Below are 20,080 nucleotides of genomic sequence, written 5' to 3' on the forward strand. Positions count from 1 at the left end.
CTTAACGACGATATGGCAAAGTAAGTTTTTGTTCTAATTGTTTTTGTATCCAAGAATAGATAACCACAGTAAGCCAGTAAACAATGCCAACAGCTGAATAGGTTTCGAAATAAAGAAATGAATTAGCTGTTAACATTTTTCCCGCTGCTAATAATTCTTGCACACCTACAAAAAAGGCGACTGAAGAGTCTTTAAGTAATGAAATAAACATATTACCAGCATTAGGGAGTGCGTTTACCATCGCTTGAGGCAATATAATGCCTTGGTAAACTTGAATAGTATTGAGCCCTGATGTTAATCCTGCTTCTTTTTGACCTTGATCGACCGATGCTAAACTTGCACGAAAAATTTCTGCTAAATAAGCCGCATATTTTAAGCTAAAGCAGATAATTGCCGCAGTTGTTGCGCCCATTTGTTTTAAAATGGGGAAAATTTGTGGCGATCCATAATAGATAATAAATAGTAAAACAACGGACGGAATACCACGAAACAGTGAAATAAACAGAGCAAAAATCGAATCGATAATGATGATTTTTTGGTTGCGTAATAGTGCGATAGATAGTCCAAATACAGTGGCAAACAGAATCGATACGATGGCAATACATAGTGTGACAGGCAAATACGGTAATATCTGCGGAAACACACTAAAAAAATAGTCTATATTAAATTTCATGAGGTAATGTCTTCGCCAAAATATTTAATTGAAAGATTCTTTAATGTGCCATTTGCTTGTAGCTTTTTTAGGGCTTGATTAAATTTTTCACGCAGTGCTCGACCCTTTTCATTCTTGCTGAATGGAAAAGCAACTTGCTCAATAGTAATTGGTTCGCCAACTAGCTTAAATGGCAAGTTTTTACGTTTGATTTCTGCCAGTAAAATGGGCTTTGAATTAACATATCCGTCAACACGCTGATATTCGGTGTCATACATTGCGCCATCTCTAGTTTCGTAAGTTTTGATAGTGATGTCGTTATTTGGAAACACTTTTTTTAAATTATTGATGTGATTCGAGCCTAATACTCCCGCAATAGTCTTACCTTTAAAATCAGACAATGTATTGATGTTATTATCTTTATGGGTAACAATTTGACTACCGTAAAAGCTATAAGTGTTGGAAAAATCATATTTGGCTTGGCGAACAGGGGTGACAGCTACTGCATTGGCAATGGTATCTAAACGTCCTGAATCAAATTGCCCCATTAAACCACCAAATTCTGCAATGACCCATTCGACTTTATAGCCTAATTCTTTCGCAATTGCTTCGGTAATTTCAACATCAAAACCAACTAAATTGCCATCTTGCTTGTAGCCATTTGGATAACTTTGTCCAGTAGAGCCTACTTTTATGGTAGGTTGTTCGGTAGTTTGTTTGTTGGATTGATTATCACAGCCAATTAAGGTTAGGCTAGTTAATAAAAGAACCGATAGTAAAGTTCTTATCTTTTTCATTGTGTATTACTCCTTTTTTTCCATTCGGTATAGCTTTTGTCATTTAAGATTTTTTCAAAATAGAGGGTTGTATGATCTGGCGTTAAATTTGCGTATCCTATTTTTTTATAACCTTTATTAATATAAGTTTGAGCAAGCCATGGATGATTTGCTGCAGTTCCTAAGGTAACAGCGGGTAATTTTAGTTGATGAATCAAAATCTGTTGTTCAACAAAATCCCATAGCGCATTACCATAGCCTTTGCCTTTATAATCTGGATCGGTTGCAAACCAACCTAAATGAGGTAGCCCATAAGGTCCTGGATTATTACCCCATGGAAAGCGGATGCTTAATGTTGATAATAGTTTGCTATTTTTTTCAAATAGGTAGACGGCATTCGATTCAATGTGTTCAATAATTTGTGCTTGTGTGGCTGTTGCTGCTGCAAAGTGAATGCCCAATTGCGTGTTAGTTTGATAAGCACTATGCAATAGTTTTTGATAAGTAGGAATATCATTATATGTCATTAAGCGAAAACTCATGCTAATACTCCGCTATGTTCAGCATAGTTAATCACTTGTTCTACTTTTTCAGGTGCGGAACCAAGATAATTAATTGGATTTAACCAAGTATCAAGTTCAGATTCGGTAAACTCTTTGTTTAAATAAGGATCATCTAATAATATGTCTTTAAATGGACGATTTTGTTCAAACGCTTTCATTGCACTTTGGTAAACTAAATTGTGGGCGGTCTGTTTACCTAATCGTTTGCCAATTTCGAACATTACTTTTTCTGACAATAATAAGCCATTTTGTATTGATAAATTGGTCAACATTCGGTCAGCATTGACCTTTAATCCTTTAAGTACGGTAAGTGCTGTTTGTAATTGCGCTGAAATGTAAAGGTTAATTTCGGGGAGTGCAATCCATTCGACACGCCAACTCATGGCATCGCGTTCATGTTCAACTTTCATCGATTCATGAATTAAAGCAACACTTTTTAATAACGGTGCAGTTAAACTTGCTAATCCTTCTAGTGCCGCTGGGTTGCGTTTATGCGGCATGGTGGTTGAACCAATCTTACCTTCTGAAAATGGTTCTTCTACTTCGTTAATTTCAGTACGCATCAAGTTATAAAATTCATTGCCAATTTTACCCAATGTACCACTAATTAGGGCGATAACTGATGCGTATTCAGAAAACCGATCACGTGCTGCTTGCCAACCAATATTTGGAGTATTTAATCCCAATATTGTTAAAGCACGGGCTTCAACTTGTGGTCCTAATTTACCCATTGAGGCATAAGTACAGATTGCACCACTGATATTACCAACCAATACCCGTTGTTTTATTTCACTTAATCGTTGTAGATGACGAATAAATTCATCCAACCAAACAGCCAGTTTAAAACCAAAGGTTGTCGGTAGTGCTTGCATGCCGTGAGTTCGTCCGGCCATAGGTAAGTATTGGTATTGTTTGGCTAATTTTTTTAGTTCAAGCGCAACAAGCTTAGTGTCTCTTTCAATAATAGAAAATGATTGTTTTATTTGTAAAACAGTTGCAGTATCTACAATATCTTGTGTTGTTGCGCCATAATGAATATATTGACCTGCCTCACCCACTTGCTTTTGTAAAGCATTTATTGTTGACATTAACGAGTGCTTAGCAACGGCTGCTTCTTGAGCAATTTTCTCTAAAGATAACTTAGTAGCATTGGCTTTTTTGACTATCGTATTAGCCACGTCAATCGGAATTACTTCAAATTCTCCCTCGGCTTTGGCTAATGCAACTTCAACGGCAACTTGTTGCTCAAGTCGATTCTGCTCTGACCATATTGACCGCATTTCAGGAGTGCCAAAGTTATTCCCTAAAACTAAAAAATCCAAAACATGTGATGCCACAAAACAATCCTTAATCAATTTTTATTTATTGATTAATTATTGATAATAATTGCGTTATCGTCTAATAATCAGTTTTTCTATTGATATAACTAAATGGCATAAAAAAAACAATAAGCCTGCGGTTTATTGGTTAGTTTGGAATGATAAATTTGATATTTAGTCGTTTTTATAGCACTTTAACAATTGATTCGCAAAGTCTAGACATATTATCTAATGTCATACCTGCAACATTAATACGACCTGAATTAACAATATAGATACCATAGTCGTTGCGCAATTTGAGCACTTGTTCTTCATTTAGACCACTAAATGAAAACATGCCATTTTGTTTAACAATAAAGCTAAAATCTTGGTTAGCACCTTTATCTTGTAAGGTTTTAACAAATAGTTGGCGCATACGGTGAATGCGTTGGCGCATATTGGTTAACTCATTAATCCATTCTTCTTTTAGTTCTTCATTGTTTAAAATGTGAGAAACGATTTTAGCACCATGTGCAGGAGGGTTGGAGTAGTTAGCCCGAATAATCGTTTTTATTTGGCTAAAGGCTCGATCGGCAATTTCGCTATTGGCAGCAATTAGGGTGAATGCGCCAACACGTTCATTATAAAGACCAAAGTTTTTTGAATAGGAACTGGCAATAAGTAATTCAGGTTGATTTTGTGCAAAGAGTCTTAAGCCGTAGACGTCTTCTTCTATACCTTGTCCAAAACCTTGATAAGCAAGGTCGAATAATGGTAACCAGCCATTTTTTAAGGCTAGATCCGAGATCGCCTGCCATTGTTCGGGTGTTAGATCGATACCTGTTGGGTTGTGACAACAGCCGTGGAATAGCACTGCTTCACCAGTAGCAACAAGGTTTAGATCGTTCATCATGGCATCAAAATTAAGGCTGTGAGTTTCAGGGTTGTAATATTGATATTCACGAACTTCAAGTCCTGCGGTTTGAAATATACTGCGGTGATTTGGCCAAGAAGGGTTGCTTATCCAAACTCGTTTTACTTTCGTTCTGCGAGCTAAAAAGTCTGCCATTATGCGTAAAGCGCCTGTTCCACCTGGTGCTTGAGCCGTTCTTGCTCGTTCATTTTCATGACCAAAGAGCAAAATTTGCGTTGCAATATTAAAGTCGTTGATACCGTCAATAGCTAAATAACTTTTAGTTGTTTCATCAGCTAATAAAAAATGTTCTGCTTTTTTTACGCTTTCTAAAATAGGTGTTTTGGTTGTTTCATCTTTATAGACGCCTACGCTAAGATTGATTTTATTGGTGCGGTCGTCTTTGTTGTAAAGATCGGCTAATCCTAAAATAGGATCAGCCGGAGCTGCTGTTAAATATTCAAACATAATTCACCTATCTGATCTAATGGCTTTTAGTTCATTATATACACATTATTTTGTAAGTTACAATTTTGATAATGACAATCTATTAAAAAATTTTTAAATAAATTAATCTTATTTTTTACCAATATGTTTTTTAACAACAGGTAACTAGTTGCTGTAAAAATTGTTGTAAATCATCGGCTAATATTGTTAGCTCTCCGGTAATAAGATCTTCTTTTACAATTTCACCTGTTAGGTTGTTTAAACTAATGATTTCGGTGCTTTCATCCGTCGAGGCTATAAATACCGTTGGTGTGCGTCGTAACTTTTTTTGTTGTGATAGATGAGCAATTAGGTTTTGTTCTAAATTTGAAAAATCATCATCATTCCAAGTTTGAATTAAAACTAAATTAATGTTGTTAAACTTAGCTAGCATATTGCCTGCGTATTGTGTGCCATAAAAAACATGGCTACTTGGGTGTAGCGTAATGCCTATTAGTTGCTCAATGATAGTTAAAGATCTTGGTGGAACTAATAAAAAAGGTTGCCAATATACAGTTAATTGTTCTGTTTTTAGAATACAAGGTGAGGGTATGGCGTGCAGTTCTTCACTTTGTGGCGCATCGTCAAATTGGTTGAGCCAACGTGAAGTAAAATTTATTAGGGCTGTTTTATCTGGGTTATCCATAAGTCGACTTTATCTCTTATTTATTTTATTGTTTATTTTATTGCTTTTATTAACAATTATTATACTAATTAAGGTAGTAGATGCGCCAGTTTATTAAAATCTTATTTTTGATTAAGTCGATAAATAAAAAAAACAAAAATTGTAAAGATGTTTAAGGTTAGTAAGGCGTTTTAATATAAATTAATTGAATAATAATATAAAAAAATTATTAATTAAAAGCCTATGTGTAAACAATAAGAAGTAGCTTGCTAATAGGGTGTAAAACAGTGCGCTTAATTTACTTGCTATCCTTTGCCGAAACGTTAATAATAAGCAGGGATTTTTTATCCTTGTAATGCAGCAATGGCGTTAGACATTACAATTTATTAAAAAATAAAATAGCGTAAGTAGAGTCATTATCATTAAATAATATGTTTATTTTAAACAATCATATGAAGTTTTAGTTTGTTAACTAAAGTAGGTAAACGAGCTGAGGTTTGCAAATTAATTATAACAATAATATCAATTAATTATATAATTAATGATAGTTTAAGAAATATACAGAGCTTTTAAGTGTCAATAATGACCTAAAACTTTGTATAAATATTGTATAAATAATACTGGGTTCACATAAAATAATAACAAAAATAACACAAATAAAATAATGAATGCCGTATTGAAGTTAATTAAGTTCCGTTATTTATCATTGTTAAAATATACATTTATTACTAATAATAAGATTCTGCCTATAGTTAACTAAGATTAATGAAGAGTGTAGAATAATGAAAAGAATGCTAATCAATGCAACTCAGCAAGAAGAGCTGCGTGTTGCGCTTGTTGATGGCCAACGCTTATATGATTTAGATATAGAAAGCCTTGGACATGAGCAAAAGAAAGCCAATATTTATAAAGGTAAAATTACTAAAATCAATCCAAGTTTAGAAGCTGCTTTTGTTTCTTATGGTGGTGAGCGTGATGGATTTTTACCGCTAAAAGAGATTGCAGAAAGTTATTTCCCATCTAATATTTCTGGACGTCGTAGTATTAAACATCTACAAGAGGGGCAAGAAGTCCTTGTCCAAATTGAAAAAGAAATCCGCGGGAAAAAGGGCGCAGCTTTAACCACCTATATTAGTTTAGCTGGTAGCTATTTGGTGTTGATGCCTAATGATCCACGTGCTGGTGGGGTTTCGCGTCGTATAGAAGGTGAGGAAAGAGCCGATCTTAAACGAATTATTGATGCGATTGAAAAACCCAAAGGGATGGGTGTTATAGCTCGAACCGCAGGGGTTGGTAAAACCCAAGAAGAGTTGCAACAAGATTTAGATGCATTAGTTAACTATTGGACAGCAATTTTAAACGAAGCTAAAAGACATCCTGCTCCAAGTTTAATCCATAAAGAAAGTGATATTATCACTCGTGCTTTTCGTGATTATTTACGCGATGATGTGGGCGATATTTTAATTGATAATCCTAAAGTACTTGAAGTTGCTAAAAAACGCTTAGCTGATCTGGGACGAGTTGAGTATGTTAGTCGCCTTAAATTTTATGAGAGCGATGTGCCTTTATTTAACCATTTCCAAATTGAAGGACAGATTGAATCGGCATTCCAACGAGAAGTTCGTTTGCCGTCTGGTGGTTCTATTGTTATTGATACCACTGAAGCACTTACTGCAATTGATATCAACTCGGCTAAGTCGATTCGTGGTAGCGATATTGAAGAAACCGCCTTTAATACCAATCTTGAAGCTGCTGAAGAAATTGCTCGTCAGTTACGTTTGCGTGACTTAGGTGGATTGATTGTTATTGATTTTATTGATATGACACCAATTCGTAACCAACGTGAGGTTGAAAATCGCCTAAAAGAGGCAATGAAAACAGACCGTGCACGTATTCAAACTACACGTATTTCGCGCTTTGGTTTGCTTGAAATGTCACGCCAACGTTTAAGTCCATCTTTACGTGAAGCGACGCATCATATTTGTCCACGTTGCCAAGGCACTGGCACTGTTCGTGATAATAATTCATTATCTCTTTCTATTCTTCGATTAATTCAAGAAGAAGCGATGAAAGATAATACTGTACAAATTGATGTTATCGTTCCTGTACCCATTGCAAGTTATTTACTTAACGAAAAACGCCGCGCTATTACCAATATTGAACGAATGCATCCAGATGTAAAAATTGTGATTGCTGGCGATGAAGAGATGGAAACGCCGCTTTATAAAGTCATCCGCAAACGTGCTGGCGAAGAAACGGACGTGCTAAGTTATAATCTTCCAAAACTGATTCGTGAACTTGAAGAAGAGGAAGATGAACAACAAGCCGTTGAAGTGATTGTTGAACAAGCAGTGTTATCAGGTCCTAAAGTTGAAGCATCTGTTGCTCCAAAAGATAAAACAGATTCAAAAACTAAAAAATCAGAAGGTTTATTTGGTGGGTTGTTGGGTAAACTACGTAAATTATTTGCCTCAGAAAAAGCGGAACCAGAACCAGAAGTTAAACCAAAAACAACTAAAAGACGAGATAATCAACGTACAAATAATCGACGTCAACGCAATAATCGAAACAATAGTGCTGCTAATACTGCTACTGGTGTTGTTGCAACAACGGGTAATATTGATGAGGCTAAAGAGCAAAGTAGAAATAATAATCGCAGAGCTAAACAAAATAGTCACTCAAATACCAATTCGTCAAATTCAACAAGTAATGTAAAAGTAGATAGGTCTGCTGACGAAACGTTACCACCGAAACAGCGTGAAGTTAAACCAAGGCGCCAACAACGCGCATTGGCTAAAAGTGTTCGTGTAAAAAATAGCGATACAATAGAGCAAGCTCAAGAAGAAAGAGTAATCATTCCTTCTTTATTGTTACCAATTATTGTTTCTAAACAAACTGAAGACGATATTGTATCTGAAACTCAACCAAGACGTCAGCGCCGTGCTTCAAGGCATTTACGAATGAATGGCCAACGTAATAAACGTCGTGTTCGTAATGTGGAACTAAAACAATCTCCAATGCCATTACCTTTTGCTGCAGCATCATTAGAGTTAGCATTAGGTCGTGTTGTTGTTGATTATAGTCAAATAACAAATGACGATTCTAGTATTGTGACACCTGTTATCCCTTCACTTTTGCTTCCTGTTATTGTTAAAAATGAAGAGGATGTAAATAGCAATAGTGTTGATATTGTCACCGTTGATGATGTGTTTAATGATTCTACAAATGCTCAAGAAGAACTTAAACATAGTGAAAAAAATAGTAATGATGTCGATTTGGAAATTAATGACTTTCAATCAATAGGTTATTCTTCATCTGCAATGGCTAAAGCTCCCGCACCAGAATATGTGACTTCTGATATTGGAGTGAAAGCACGTGATGAGTCAGATTATTGTTTTGAAGGAAAAGGTAATGCTGGCGGTTTAAGTGCGCAAGATCATGCATATGCTGCAGCAAGTAAACCGGTGATACCGGATTAATAAATAGATAAATCAAAACACGGTGATGTTTTTATGTTACCGTGTTTTGTTGATTTATCATATCAATAAAGATAAACAATGATTATCTATATTTTTAAGAAAATAGTTACGTTTTTATTTATTATTTGCGTGCTAGCTCAGATTAGCTTCTGTTTAGTTTATTTTACCCCTCATTCAATGTCTAACTTTCATAATCTAAATTTTATTGATGCTTATATTGCTTTTTTTAAGCAGTTGTTGCAAGGTCAATTTAGATTATTAACAGGAGAAACAGTACCGTTTTTTCATACATTATTAGCAACATTTGAATTGTGTATTCTTGCTCTATTGGTTGCTTTAGTTGTTGGGTTGCCTTTAGGTGTGTTTCTTGGCTTAAGCAATATTAATTGGTTAAATAGTACGATTCGCTTAGGGGCTTTATTGCTGTATTCTTGTCCTATCGTTATGCTTGTTATTATTGTGATGTATTGGTTATCACCAACTTGGCTTGTATCAATGAATTTTGATATGTCACCGTCGGTAACGGGAACTTCTTTATTGGATATTTTTATTTCAACAAATACATCTAAATGGCCAGCACTACTTGAACAATTACATTATTTAATTTTGCCAATTATTTTTTTAGCTATTCAGCCTAGCATTATGACTATTCAATTAATCAGTCAAAATGTAAAAAATATATCGAGACAGAATTTTATTAAAATGGCAGTTATCCGCGAACGCTCACCGTTTAAAATTTTACGTCGGCATTTATTACCTAATTCTATTCCAGTGACCATTCCACAGCTGACATATAATACTACAACGTTGTTATTCTCAACGATGGTTATTGAAATTCTATTTAATCGAGTAGGGCTTGGACAGTGGGTGATGATTGCTTATCGTGATCATAATTATTTTATTATTTCTATTGCCATTTTAGCTTGTGGCACTGTTATTAGTTTATTAACATTATTAGGCGAAATTTTGGCGATTGTGATTTATCCTTTACGCCATAAGGAACATTATGTCTAGGCGAGTAAGGTTACTTAAACGTGTAAATTCATGCTTTAATCGGTTGCATAGTAATCTTTATTTGATTGTTGGCTTTTATGGTATATTGGCGATTACATTTGTGGCATTGTCAACTAAGTGGTTCTTTCATGCTCATTTAGATCCGATTTATCCTGCTTTATTACCTCCAGCTTGGTGGCCTAATGGTGATATCAATCATATATTAGGAACAAATGATAAAGGACAAGATATTTTTGGTTTTTTACTTATAGGTTATCGTTCAACTATGTCAATGACATTAAAAACAGTATTTTATGTGGTTGTCATTGGTGGGTTAATTAATTACTTAATGTTTTTTATATCGTTGATACGTCCTTTTGTATTATTTGTTTTTAAATTCTGTATGGTTGTTCCTCCGTTACTTGGTGTGATTGTTATTAGCTTATTATTTAAGGATGATATTACCAATATGTTATTGATTATTGGGCTATCATATACACCGAGATTTATTTACAATATTCATCAGAGTATTATCAATGAATGGAATAAAACTTATATTACAGCTTATAGGCTTGATGGTTTATCGTCATTTTCAATTTTAAACCATTACATTTTACCTAATATTTTACCTGTCTATTTGACCGAAATTGTTTCGTTATTTGGTTCAATTATTTTATCTATTACGACTATAACTTTTTTAGGTTTTGCTAACGATGTTTCCCGACCTGATTTAGGCATGATGATGTTTCAAATGAAAGATATTATTGCAACTAATTATTTAGCCTTTTTATCTCCTGGAATTGCGGTGTCAGCTACAATTATTTTTGTTTATTTGTTCAATTTTGGGTTGTATGGACAGCGGGCAGGAACTTAATTATGGCATTATTAGATATTCGAAATTTGACCATTGAGTTTATTACGCCAGATGGCCTTTTGCGCGCGATTGACCGTGTTAATTTGAAGTTATCTGAAGGCGAAATTCGAGGCTTGGTTGGTGAATCAGGATCAGGAAAAAGCCTTATTGCTAAGGCCATTTTAGGAGTGACTAATCATAATTGGAAAATTTCAGCTGATCGCTTTCATTTTGATAATATTGACTTATTAAAGTTAACACCTAAACAGCGTCGAAAAGTCATTAGTGATAATATTTCGATGATATTTCAAGAACCACAATCTTGCTTAGATCCTTCAATGAAAATTGGTCAACAATTGATTGAGGCGATACCAAGCCGAACTTTTAAAGGGCATTGGTGGCAAAGGTTATTTTGGCGTAAAAATCGTGCCATTGAACTGTTACATCGAGTTGGCATTAAACATCATAAGGAAATATTAAAATCTTACCCATTTGAATTGACAGAAGGTGAGTGTCAAAAAGTGATGATTGCAATTGCATTGGCTAATCAACCAAAACTACTGATAGCAGATGAGCCGACAAATGCGATGGAAGCCACAACTGAAGCGCAAATCTTTAGATTGTTGGCTAGTATGAATCAAAACATGGGTACTACTATTTTACTTATTAGCCATGATTTGCAGATGGTGACTCGATGGACAGATCGTATTAACGTACTGTATTGTGGGCAAACAGTTGAAGTTGCTGATAGTGAAGAGCTAATTAAATCACCTTATCATCCTTATACTCAAGCTTTAATTTATGCAATTCCAGATTTTGGTAAAGCGATGCCACATAAAAGTCCATTAAATACTTTACCAGGAGTGATTCCTTCTCTTGAGCGTTTACCAATTGGATGTCGATTAGGACCAAGATGTCCTTATGCGCAAAAAAAATGCATTCAAGCCCCTGAGCTAATACCGATAAAAGATCATTTCGTAGCCTGTCATTTTCCGTTAAATACTGATGAGTGACCATAAATAATAGGAATATACAATGAATCCAATATTAAAAGTGCGTAACTTATCTAAGCAATTTAAAATACCCAAAGGATTTTTTGGTCATTTACGAATTAATGCGGTTAACCCTATCTCTTTTTCATTAAATGAGGGTAAAACCCTGGCTATTATTGGGCAAAATGGTTCAGGAAAGTCGACTTTGGCAAAAATGTTAGTGGGCATGATAGAACCGAATAGTGGTGATATTTGGATTGATGGTAATAAAGTTGAGTATGGCGATTATAACCATCGTTGCCAGTTAATTCGTATGATATTTCAACATGTAGAAAGTTCGTTCGATCCTAGATTGCGTATTGGGCAATTATTAGAAATCCCATTAAAATGCCATACTCATTACAATGTTCATGAGCGTGAAAAGTTAATTAGTAGTGTATTAAAACAAGTCGGATTATTGCCAGAACATGCTTCTTATTACCCCTCTGTGATGGCTGCAGGACAAAAACAACGTGTTGCATTAGCTCGTGCATTGATTTTAAAACCCAAGGTGATAATTTTAGATGAAGCTTTAGCGGCATTAGATATTTCGATGCGTTCACAAATTGTGAATTTAATGTTGTCATTACAGGCTGAACAAAATATTTCTTATGTTTATGTTACTCAAGATATTGGCATGATGAAACATATTAGTGATGAGATTTTAGTTATGCACAATGGTGATCTTGTTGAATATGGTAATACAGCCGAAGTGTTGGCTTCGCCATTAAGTGATATTACACAGAAGTTGATAAATAGCTATTTTGGGGAGGCGCTAACGGCCGATTCGTGGCGAACTGATACGCGAGCTTTTTAAGAAACTTTTTATGTCTATAATCATCAATAATATATTTAGCTATTGTTATGATTTTATGTTAAATATCATATCTATTATTATTCAATAAAAAGTCTCGACAAATCATTTAAAACAAATTATATTTAGCTGTATAGATTTCTAGACGTCTATTTTAGGTGTTTTAAAATAACTGATTGTGTTTAGGAGCTTTTGTTATGCCTATCTGTATTCCTGATTCATTACCCGCTGTTGATGTGTTGCGTAATGAAAATGTTTTTGTTATGACCTCGTCTCGGGCAAATACTCAAGAAATTCGTCCACTTAAGCTTCTTTTTCTAAACTTAATGCCTAAAAAAATAGAAACCGAAAATCAGTTTTTACGATTACTTTCTAACTCATCTTTGCAAATTAATATCCAATTATTGCGAATAGACCAACGTGAATCAAAAAATACACCAGTCGAACATTTGAATAGTTTTTATTGTGATTTTGATGATATTCGTGAACAGAATTTTGATGGATTAATAATAACTGGTGCCCCTTTAGGTAAAGTTGCATTTTCTGACGTGGTTTATTGGCCAAAATTATTTGAGATTATTTCTTGGGCTAAAGAACATGTTACATCAACAATGTTTGTTTGTTGGGCTGTTCAAGCCGCTTTGAATGTATTATATGATTTGCCTAAATTTACACGAACACATAAGTTGTCAGGCGTTTATCAACATCAAATTGTTCAGCCTAATGCGATTTTAACTCGTGGTTTTGATGATAGCTTTTTAGCTCCTCATTCACGATATGCTGATTTTCCACTTGATAAAATTAAAAATTATACGGATTTAACGATTTTAGCAAAATCTGATATCACAGGACCTTATTTAATGGCAACGGCAGATAAACGCATGGCGTTTGTGACAGGGCATCCCGAATATGATTCATTTACATTAGCGAATGAATATTTTCGTGACTTAAAAGCAGGTATTCATCCTGATCTTCCTGATAATTATTTCCCTGATAATAATCCTGATTTACAACCCAAAGCGACTTGGCGTAGCCATGCTTATCTATTATTTAGCAATTGGCTTAACTATTATGTTTATCAATTAACGCCTTTTGATTTGACCACCCGCAATTTAACCATTGATGATTAATAAGCTAAGATTAGTTATAGGCTAGATACAGATATAAGAATTTAACTATTTAACTATTTAAATAAGTTGTAAAATATTATCTAAATATTTATTTAATTATATGATCAAACTTGTAACCAAAATGTTACTGGACCGTCATTAATCAATGATACTTGCATATCAGCCGCAAACTGACCAGTTTGCGTCATTATTTTTTGCTGACATTGTTCTACAAAAAACTGGTAAAGCCTATTTGCTTCATCAGGCTTAGCTCCTTTAGTAAAACTTGGACGCATCCCTTTTTTAGTATCTGCAGCTAGAGTAAATTGAGAAACAACTAGTATTTCTCCATTTGCTTGACTAACATTTAGGTTCATTTTTCCTTCATTATCACTGAAAATACGATAGCCTAATACTTTTTCACATAAACGAATTGCTTTTTGTTCGTCATCGTTTTGTTCAACTCCAAGTAAAACCAGTAAACCCTGATTAATTTGGCCAATAATATTATTGTCGACGGCAACACTAGCTTTTTTTACTCGTTGGATTAAGGCGATCATAAGTTAATTACTCTGGTAAAGGGGGATTATTAATAATGTGCTTTTTTTGTCGGTTATAGTCAGTTAAGGTTGCTGCAAATTCAGCTCCGAATAAAACAATGCACCAAGAAAAGTAGATCCAAACTAACATGATAGGAATGGATGATACTACTCCGTAAATAAGTTGATATGTTGGAAACGAAGTAACATATAATGCGAAAATGCGTTTACCTAATTCAAATAATATTGCAGCAACAAGGGCGCCAATCATTGATTCTTTTAATGGTACTGATTCCGTTGGGATAATGCTATAAAGTAACCAAAATCCCAATATAGAAATAAAAAATGGTAGGCTACTAAGCAAAATAGTGTTTGTTGTCGCTGCTGAAAACCATTTTAAAGAAAATATGTATGAACTTACTGCTATGCTTGCACCAACTAAAATAGGACCTAAAGTTAATATTGTCCAGTATATGGTTAGGTTGTACATAAAAGAGCGTTTTTTTTGGGTTTTCCAAATATGATTAAGTGTCGTATTAATTGAGTTAATAAGTAATAGTGAGGTAACGATTAAACCAATTACACCAAAAAAAGTCATTTTTTTAGTGTTGGTTATAAATTGCTCTAAGTAATTTTGAATTGTATCACTGGCAGTAGGGACAAGATTGTTATAAATTAATTGTTTCAATGAATGGCTAACTTCTCCAAACATAGGAAAAGCAGACAATAGGGAAAAAATAACAGTAATAAGAGGTACTAGAGCCAGTATTGTTGTATAAGCCAGCCCAGCAGCAGAGGTTGTTAGGCGATCGTTGTTTATACGCTCCCATAACATTTTCGTAAAAATTTGTATTTGCTTAACTAATTTCATTGTTTTTTTAGTTAGAAATAACACAGTTATTAATCCCATTGTTATTTAATGAGTTTAACGCCTTACTTGCTTCTTTTTTACTTTCATATGGCCCGACAGTGACCTTATATAATTGCCCTGAAGAGATATTGCCGCTAACGCCAGTCATTGCAAGCTTAGCTTTTAGTGTGTCAGCATTAGATTTATCTTTGAATGCACCACACTGCAAGAGCCATTTATTGGTAACTGTTGAAGTTGGTTGTACAGCTGTATTTGTTATTTGATTTTGTGTTGCTGAGCTGCCTTGTGATGCTGGTATAGCAGTATAAGTACTGTTTGCAAAACTATCTAAAATTCGCTGTCTTTCATTAGCTATTGAACTTGGTGTTGCACCATTATTTGCATTTGGTGTTTCTAACTCTTTGAGATATGTCCAACGCTCTTGAGGTTGCTCTGGTAGGGTTATAGCAGGTGGTTGAGTTTTTGCTTTTGGAGTTTCAATAACTTTCTTGGGGGTGTTATTTGAAATAAAGTAGAGAATAGTTGAAAATAATATGACTATAATGATAGCCAAAAATATCATTAGATTAGGCTTATTTCGTGACTTATTTTTTTTTGATTGGCTCTTTTTTCTAACATAATCACGCTGAACCACAATAGACTCTCTTTTATTTTATTAACATTACATAAATAATTAGTATACAAATAAAAAAAGTGGTTTACACCACTTTTTATTATTTTTCTTTAACTATGATAGTTAACAGTTAATAAATAAAACTATTAACCTAACGCTTTGATTTGCTTAATTAAATTAGCTTTATGACGAGCAGCTTTATTTTTGTGGATTAATCCACGAGCCGCTTGGCGGTCAACAACTGTTTGCATATCTTTGAATGCTACTTCAGCTGTTTGTTTATCACCAGCTGCAACAGCGGCGTAAACTTTTTTAATATAAGTGCGCATCATTGAGCGGTTGCTAGCATTATGTTTACGGCGTTTTTCAGATTGAATCGCACGTTTTTTAGCTGATTTGATATTAGCCAAAGTCAACTCCCAAGTTTAGATAAAAATTACATATTAATAAGGTGGCAAAATATGCCTGATTTTCTTTCTGTTGTCAATGCTGTTGTATAAAAAAATATAATTGGACATTTTTTGTTGTTAATAAATGTTTACCATTTGACCAATAAATGTGTATAACCTAAAAAGAAATTTTATGTTAGAATAAAAAAAGTTTTATTTTATTTATATTTTATAGAGAGGAAGTATCATGTCTATTATTAGAATGCAAGATCTTGATCTAAAAGGAAAACGTTTATTTATTCGTTCAGATCTTAATGTGCCAGTGAAAAATGGTAAGGTGACTTCAGATGCACGTATTAAAGCATCATTACCTACTATTGAAGAGGCCATCAAGAAAGGCGCGAAAGTAATGGTTACCTCGCATATTGGTCGTCCAACAGAAGGTGAATATAATCCTGAATTTTCATTACAACCAGTTGTTGATTACTTAAAAGAACATGTATCATTCCCTGTCCGTTTAGTAAAAGATTACCTTGATGGTGTGGATGTTAAGGAAGGTGAATTAGTTGTTCTTGAAAATGTCCGCTTTAATGTTGGTGAAGGTAAAGATGATGAAGCTTTATCTAAAAAATATGCAGCACTTTGTGATATTTATGTGATGGATGCTTTTGGTACTGCTCACCGAGCTCAAGCTTCAACTCATGGTGCAGGTAAATTTGCTCCAGTTGCTTGTGCAGGTCCATTATTAGCCGCTGAGCTTGATGCGTTAGGTAAAGCTTTAGATAATCCTGCTCGCCCAATGGTTGCAATTGTTGCTGGTTCAAAAGTGTCAACTAAATTGACTGTACTTGATTCTCTATCAAAAATTGCTGATCAAATTATCGTTGGTGGTGGTATTGCAAATACCTTTATTGCCGCAGAAGGCTATAATGTGGGCAAATCACTTTATGAAGCTGATTTAATCCCTGAAGCTAAAAAACTAATGGCTAATTGTGAAATCCCAGTTCCAACTGATGTACGTGTGGCAACTGAATTTAGTGAAACAGCTGTTGCAACAGAAAAATCAGTTCAAGATGTTAAAGAAAATGAACAAATTCTTGATTTAGGCGATAAATCAGCAGAGGTCTTAGCAAATATCATTAAAAATGCTAAAACCATTTTATGGAATGGTCCTGTCGGTGTTTTTGAGTTCCCTAATTTCCGTCGTGGAACTGAAATTGTTGCTAAAGCAATTGCAGATAGCGAAGGATTTTCAATAGCTGGTGGTGGTGATACTTTAGCTGCAATTGATTTATTTGGTATTGAAGATAAAATTTCTTATATTTCAACTGGTGGTGGTGCTTTCCTTGAATTTGTTGAAGGTAAAAAACTACCAGCTGTAGCGATGCTAGAAGCTAGAGCAAAAGCATAATATTTAGTTCAATAGAAAGGATGGGAAAGTACTCATCCTTTACTTTTTATATAGATAACTTATAGGTAACAAGATGGCTACAAAGATTTCAGATGTTGTTAAACCTGGTGTTGTGACTGGTGATGATGTTCAAAAAGTATTTCAAATCGCTCGCGAAAATAACTTTGCAATACCTGCGGTTAACTGTGTTGATACGAATACAATTAATGCTGTTATTGAAACAGCTGCAAAAGTAGGTTCTCCTGTTATTGTCCAATTTTCTAATGGTGGCGCTCAATTTATTGCTGGTAAAGGCTTAAAATTAGAAGGACAAGAATGTGCTATTTTAGGTGCCATTTCTGGTGCAAAACATGTTCATCTTATGGCTGAGAAATATGGGGTTCCAGTTATTGTTCATACTGACCATTGTGCTAAAAAATTACTTCCATGGATTGATGGATTACTTGATGCTGGTGAAACTCATTTTGCAAAAACAGGTAAACCTTTATTCTCATCTCATATGATCGACCTTTCTGAAGAAACACTGAAAGATAATATTGATATCTGTTGTCAATATCTTGCTCGTATGTCGGCAATGAAAATGACATTAGAGCTAGAGTTAGGTTGTACTGGTGGTGAAGAAGATGGTGTTGATAACAGCCATATGGACAGCTCAGCACTTTATACTCAACCTGAAGATGTGGCATATGCTTATGAACGTTTAAGCGCTATTAGCCCTCGTTTTACTATCGCTGCTTCATTTGGTAACGTACATGGTGTTTATAAACCTGGTAACGTTAAGTTAACACCGAAAATTTTAGATAACTCACAAAAATATGTATCTGAAAAATTTAATTTACCTGCTAAATCATTGAATTTTGTATTCCATGGTGGTTCAGGTTCAACACCAGAAGAAATTGCTGAAGCAGTAAGTTATGGTGTAATCAAAATGAATATTGACACAGATACTCAATGGGCTAACTGGTCAGGTATTTTAGAATACTACAAAGCAAATGAAGCATATCTACAAGGTCAATTAGGTAACCCTGAAGGTACGGATGCGCCAAATAAAAAATACTATGATCCTCGAGTATGGTTACGTAAAGGACAAGATTCTTTAATTGAGCGTTTAGAGCTAGCATTTAAAGAACTTAATGCAGTGAATGTTCTTTAATTTGTTTTAGTTATTTAAACTAAAAGCAGAGTTGTTGCTCTGCTTTTGATTTATCCTGTTTTAAATAAATCTTGCATTTTTAATTGGATTATAGGATAATTCTGCCCTCATTTAACTTAGGGGAGCTGTCTATTTATTAATATCTATTATTAATAGAGGCGTTCGCACCCGAGCAAAGGAAACTAAAATGGCAAAAAAAGTACAAGCTTACATCAAGTTGCAAGTAGCGGCTGGTGCAGCAAATCCTAGTCCACCAGTTGGTCCAGCACTTGGTCAACACGGTGTTAATATCATGGAATTCTGTAAAGCGTTTAATGCTAAAACAGAAAGCATGGAAAAAGGTTTACCGATTCCTGTAGTAATTACAGTGTATTCTGATCGTTCATTCACTTTTGTAACTAAGACGCCTCCGGCTGCTGTTTTATTAAAGAAAGCTGCTAAAATTAAGTCTGGTTCAGGTGAACCTAATAAGAAAAAAGTAGGTAAAGTAACGAGTGCTCAAATTCGCGAAATCGCTGAATTAAAAGCTGCAGATATGAATGGTGCTACTATTGAAACGATGATGCGTTCTATCGAAGGAACTGCTCGTTCAATGGGCTTGGAAGTGGAGGGTTAATTCATGGCTAAACTATCTAAAAAAGCTAAACTTATCCGCGAAAAAGTAAATGCAACTAAACAATATGATATCAACGAAGCGATCGCTTTATTAAAAGAATTAGCTACAGCTAAATTCACTGAAAGCGTCGATGTTGCTGTTAATTTAGGTATCGATTCACGTAAATCAGACCAAAATGTTCGTGGTGCAATTGTACTTCCACATGGTACTGGTCGTAGCGTTCGCGTAGCTGTATTTACTCAAGGTGCAAATGCAGAAGCAGCTAAAGAAGCTGGTGCTGAATTAGTGGGTATGGATGATCTTGCTGATCAAATCAAAAAAGGCGAAATGGATTTTGATGTTGTTATCGCATCACCTGACGCTATGCGTGTTGTTGGTCAATTAGGTCAAATTTTAGGACCTCGTGGTTTAATGCCAAATCCTAAAGTTGGTACTGTAACTCCTAATGTTGCTGAAGCTGTAAAAAATGCTAAAGCTGGTCAAATTCGTTATCGTAATGATAAAAATGGTATTATCCATACTACTATCGGTAAAGCTGATTTTGATGCAGATAAGCTTAAAGAGAATTTAGAAGCATTACTAGTTGCATTGAAACGTGCAAAACCAGCATCTGCAAAAGGTGTATTTATTAAGAAAGTTAGTCTTTCTACTACAATGGGCGCTGGTGTTGCAATTGATCAAGCAACATTAAATGCAACAGTTTAATTATTTTTATAATTAAATAAAGAAATCGGTTGGTGTCTGGCCTTAACCAGACCCCGTCCAAGACCGTAGGTGTGGTTGAAGTTTGACTACTTAATTTTCCTACGTAGACGGTGACAGAGCCTGATAAGATATAATAGAAGGTTTCTGCTCATCGTGGTTGTGCTAGTTACATTTGTAGCTAGTTGAAATAA

General features: G+C 34.6%; 20 protein-coding genes. 10 read left to right on the top strand and 10 right to left on the bottom strand.

Annotation, left to right across the window (positions count from 1 at the left end; genetic code table 11):
- Window position 1 precedes the first annotated feature (1 nt).
- The 6 genes from GQ589_RS03355 to syd all read right to left on the bottom strand — a co-directional run bounded on the left by GQ589_RS03355 (window position 2) and on the right by syd (window position 5,334).
- Complete coding sequence (locus GQ589_RS03355; RefSeq protein WP_160411835.1) at window positions 2-673, bottom strand: amino acid ABC transporter permease; 672 nt, start codon at window positions 671-673, stop codon at window positions 2-4.
- Window positions 670-1,449 (bottom strand): amino acid ABC transporter substrate-binding protein, encoded by a 780-nt coding sequence (locus GQ589_RS03360; protein ID WP_160424603.1) that lies wholly within the window; start codon window positions 1,447-1,449, stop codon window positions 670-672. Before GQ589_RS03360 ends, GQ589_RS03355 begins: the two co-directional genes overlap by 4 nt.
- Window positions 1,446-1,970, bottom strand: coding sequence for a GNAT family N-acetyltransferase (locus GQ589_RS03365; protein ID WP_160424605.1), 525 nt, complete (start codon window positions 1,968-1,970; stop codon window positions 1,446-1,448). Before GQ589_RS03365 ends, GQ589_RS03360 begins: the two co-directional genes overlap by 4 nt.
- Window positions 1,967-3,328 carry an adenylosuccinate lyase gene (gene purB / locus GQ589_RS03370; RefSeq protein WP_160411832.1) on the bottom strand — a complete coding sequence of 454 codons (1,362 nt, stop codon included), beginning with the start codon at window positions 3,326-3,328 and terminating at the stop codon, window positions 1,967-1,969. The genes GQ589_RS03365 and purB overlap by 4 nt, the downstream gene beginning before the upstream one ends.
- A 166-nt stretch (window positions 3,329-3,494) precedes the next feature.
- A complete protein-coding gene (locus GQ589_RS03375; protein ID WP_160424607.1) occupies window positions 3,495-4,670 on the bottom strand; it encodes an amino acid aminotransferase in 1,176 nt (391 codons plus the stop codon).
- 130 nt (window positions 4,671-4,800) lie between these two features.
- Window positions 4,801-5,334: a SecY-interacting protein gene (syd, locus tag GQ589_RS03380; RefSeq protein WP_160424609.1), complete on the bottom strand. Its 534-nt coding sequence runs from the start codon at window positions 5,332-5,334 to the stop codon at window positions 4,801-4,803.
- A gap of 761 nt (window positions 5,335-6,095) precedes the next feature.
- On the opposite strand from syd, the gene rne reads away from it, so the two are divergent.
- From rne to metA, 6 genes are all read left to right on the top strand, one after another.
- On the top strand, window positions 6,096-8,792 hold the full coding sequence (rne, locus tag GQ589_RS03385) for a ribonuclease E (protein ID WP_160424611.1): 2,697 nt from the start codon (window positions 6,096-6,098) through the stop codon (window positions 8,790-8,792).
- Between the two features lie 78 nt (window positions 8,793-8,870).
- Window positions 8,871-9,806: an ABC transporter permease subunit gene (locus GQ589_RS03390; protein ID WP_160424613.1), complete on the top strand. Its 936-nt coding sequence runs from the start codon at window positions 8,871-8,873 to the stop codon at window positions 9,804-9,806.
- Window positions 9,799-10,659 carry an ABC transporter permease subunit gene (locus tag GQ589_RS03395; protein ID WP_160400984.1) on the top strand — a complete coding sequence of 287 codons (861 nt, stop codon included), beginning with the start codon at window positions 9,799-9,801 and terminating at the stop codon, window positions 10,657-10,659. Before GQ589_RS03390 ends, GQ589_RS03395 begins: the two co-directional genes overlap by 8 nt.
- 2 nt (window positions 10,660-10,661) lie before the next feature.
- Entirely contained in the window at window positions 10,662-11,651 is a 990-nt protein-coding gene (locus GQ589_RS03400) for an oligopeptide/dipeptide ABC transporter ATP-binding protein (RefSeq protein WP_160400985.1), read from the top strand.
- Window positions 11,652-11,673: 22 nt separating this feature from the next.
- Complete coding sequence (locus GQ589_RS03405) at window positions 11,674-12,486, top strand: ATP-binding cassette domain-containing protein (protein ID WP_160400986.1); 813 nt, start codon at window positions 11,674-11,676, stop codon at window positions 12,484-12,486.
- A 194-nt stretch (window positions 12,487-12,680) separates the two neighbouring features.
- Window positions 12,681-13,613, top strand: a complete 933-nt coding sequence (gene metA / locus GQ589_RS03410; protein WP_160400987.1) for a homoserine O-succinyltransferase — start codon at window positions 12,681-12,683, stop codon at window positions 13,611-13,613.
- A 104-nt stretch (window positions 13,614-13,717) separates the two neighbouring features.
- On the opposite strand, the gene dtd is transcribed toward metA, so the two are convergent.
- The 4 genes from dtd to rpsT all read right to left on the bottom strand — a co-directional run bounded on the left by dtd (window position 13,718) and on the right by rpsT (window position 16,025).
- A complete protein-coding gene (gene dtd, locus GQ589_RS03415; RefSeq protein WP_160400988.1) occupies window positions 13,718-14,152 on the bottom strand; it encodes a D-aminoacyl-tRNA deacylase in 435 nt (144 codons plus the stop codon).
- 7 nt (window positions 14,153-14,159) lie between these two features.
- Window positions 14,160-15,026 (bottom strand): virulence factor BrkB family protein, encoded by an 867-nt coding sequence (locus GQ589_RS03420; protein WP_370519411.1) that lies wholly within the window; start codon window positions 15,024-15,026, stop codon window positions 14,160-14,162.
- The gene (locus tag GQ589_RS03425) at window positions 15,010-15,555 is read right to left on the bottom strand and encodes an SPOR domain-containing protein (RefSeq protein ID WP_160400989.1); all 546 of its coding nucleotides are present in this window, start codon (window positions 15,553-15,555) and stop codon (window positions 15,010-15,012) included. The genes GQ589_RS03420 and GQ589_RS03425 overlap by 17 nt, the downstream gene beginning before the upstream one ends.
- 206 nt (window positions 15,556-15,761) lie before the next feature.
- The gene (gene rpsT, locus GQ589_RS03430) at window positions 15,762-16,025 is read right to left on the bottom strand and encodes a 30S ribosomal protein S20 (protein ID WP_160400990.1); all 264 of its coding nucleotides are present in this window, start codon (window positions 16,023-16,025) and stop codon (window positions 15,762-15,764) included.
- Window positions 16,026-16,251: 226 nt separating this feature from the next.
- Here rpsT and pgk point away from each other — a divergent pair, with 226 nt between their 5' ends.
- The 4 genes from pgk to rplA all read left to right on the top strand — a co-directional run bounded on the left by pgk (window position 16,252) and on the right by rplA (window position 19,889).
- The gene (gene pgk, locus GQ589_RS03435) at window positions 16,252-17,415 is read left to right on the top strand and encodes a phosphoglycerate kinase (RefSeq protein WP_160400991.1); all 1,164 of its coding nucleotides are present in this window, start codon (window positions 16,252-16,254) and stop codon (window positions 17,413-17,415) included.
- Window positions 17,416-17,488: 73 nt separating this feature from the next.
- The gene (fbaA, locus tag GQ589_RS03440) at window positions 17,489-18,568 is read left to right on the top strand and encodes a class II fructose-bisphosphate aldolase (protein WP_160400992.1); all 1,080 of its coding nucleotides are present in this window, start codon (window positions 17,489-17,491) and stop codon (window positions 18,566-18,568) included.
- A 187-nt stretch (window positions 18,569-18,755) separates the two neighbouring features.
- Window positions 18,756-19,184 carry a 50S ribosomal protein L11 gene (rplK, locus tag GQ589_RS03445; RefSeq protein WP_034884321.1) on the top strand — a complete coding sequence of 143 codons (429 nt, stop codon included), beginning with the start codon at window positions 18,756-18,758 and terminating at the stop codon, window positions 19,182-19,184.
- A 3-nt stretch (window positions 19,185-19,187) separates the two neighbouring features.
- Window positions 19,188-19,889 carry a 50S ribosomal protein L1 gene (gene rplA / locus GQ589_RS03450; protein ID WP_160400993.1) on the top strand — a complete coding sequence of 234 codons (702 nt, stop codon included), beginning with the start codon at window positions 19,188-19,190 and terminating at the stop codon, window positions 19,887-19,889.
- Window positions 19,890-20,080 lie beyond the last annotated feature (191 nt).

Origin of the sequence: Gilliamella sp. Pas-s27, from assembly GCF_009795865.1 — a bacterium.
Classification (GTDB): Bacteria; Pseudomonadota; Gammaproteobacteria; order Enterobacterales; family Orbaceae; genus Gilliamella.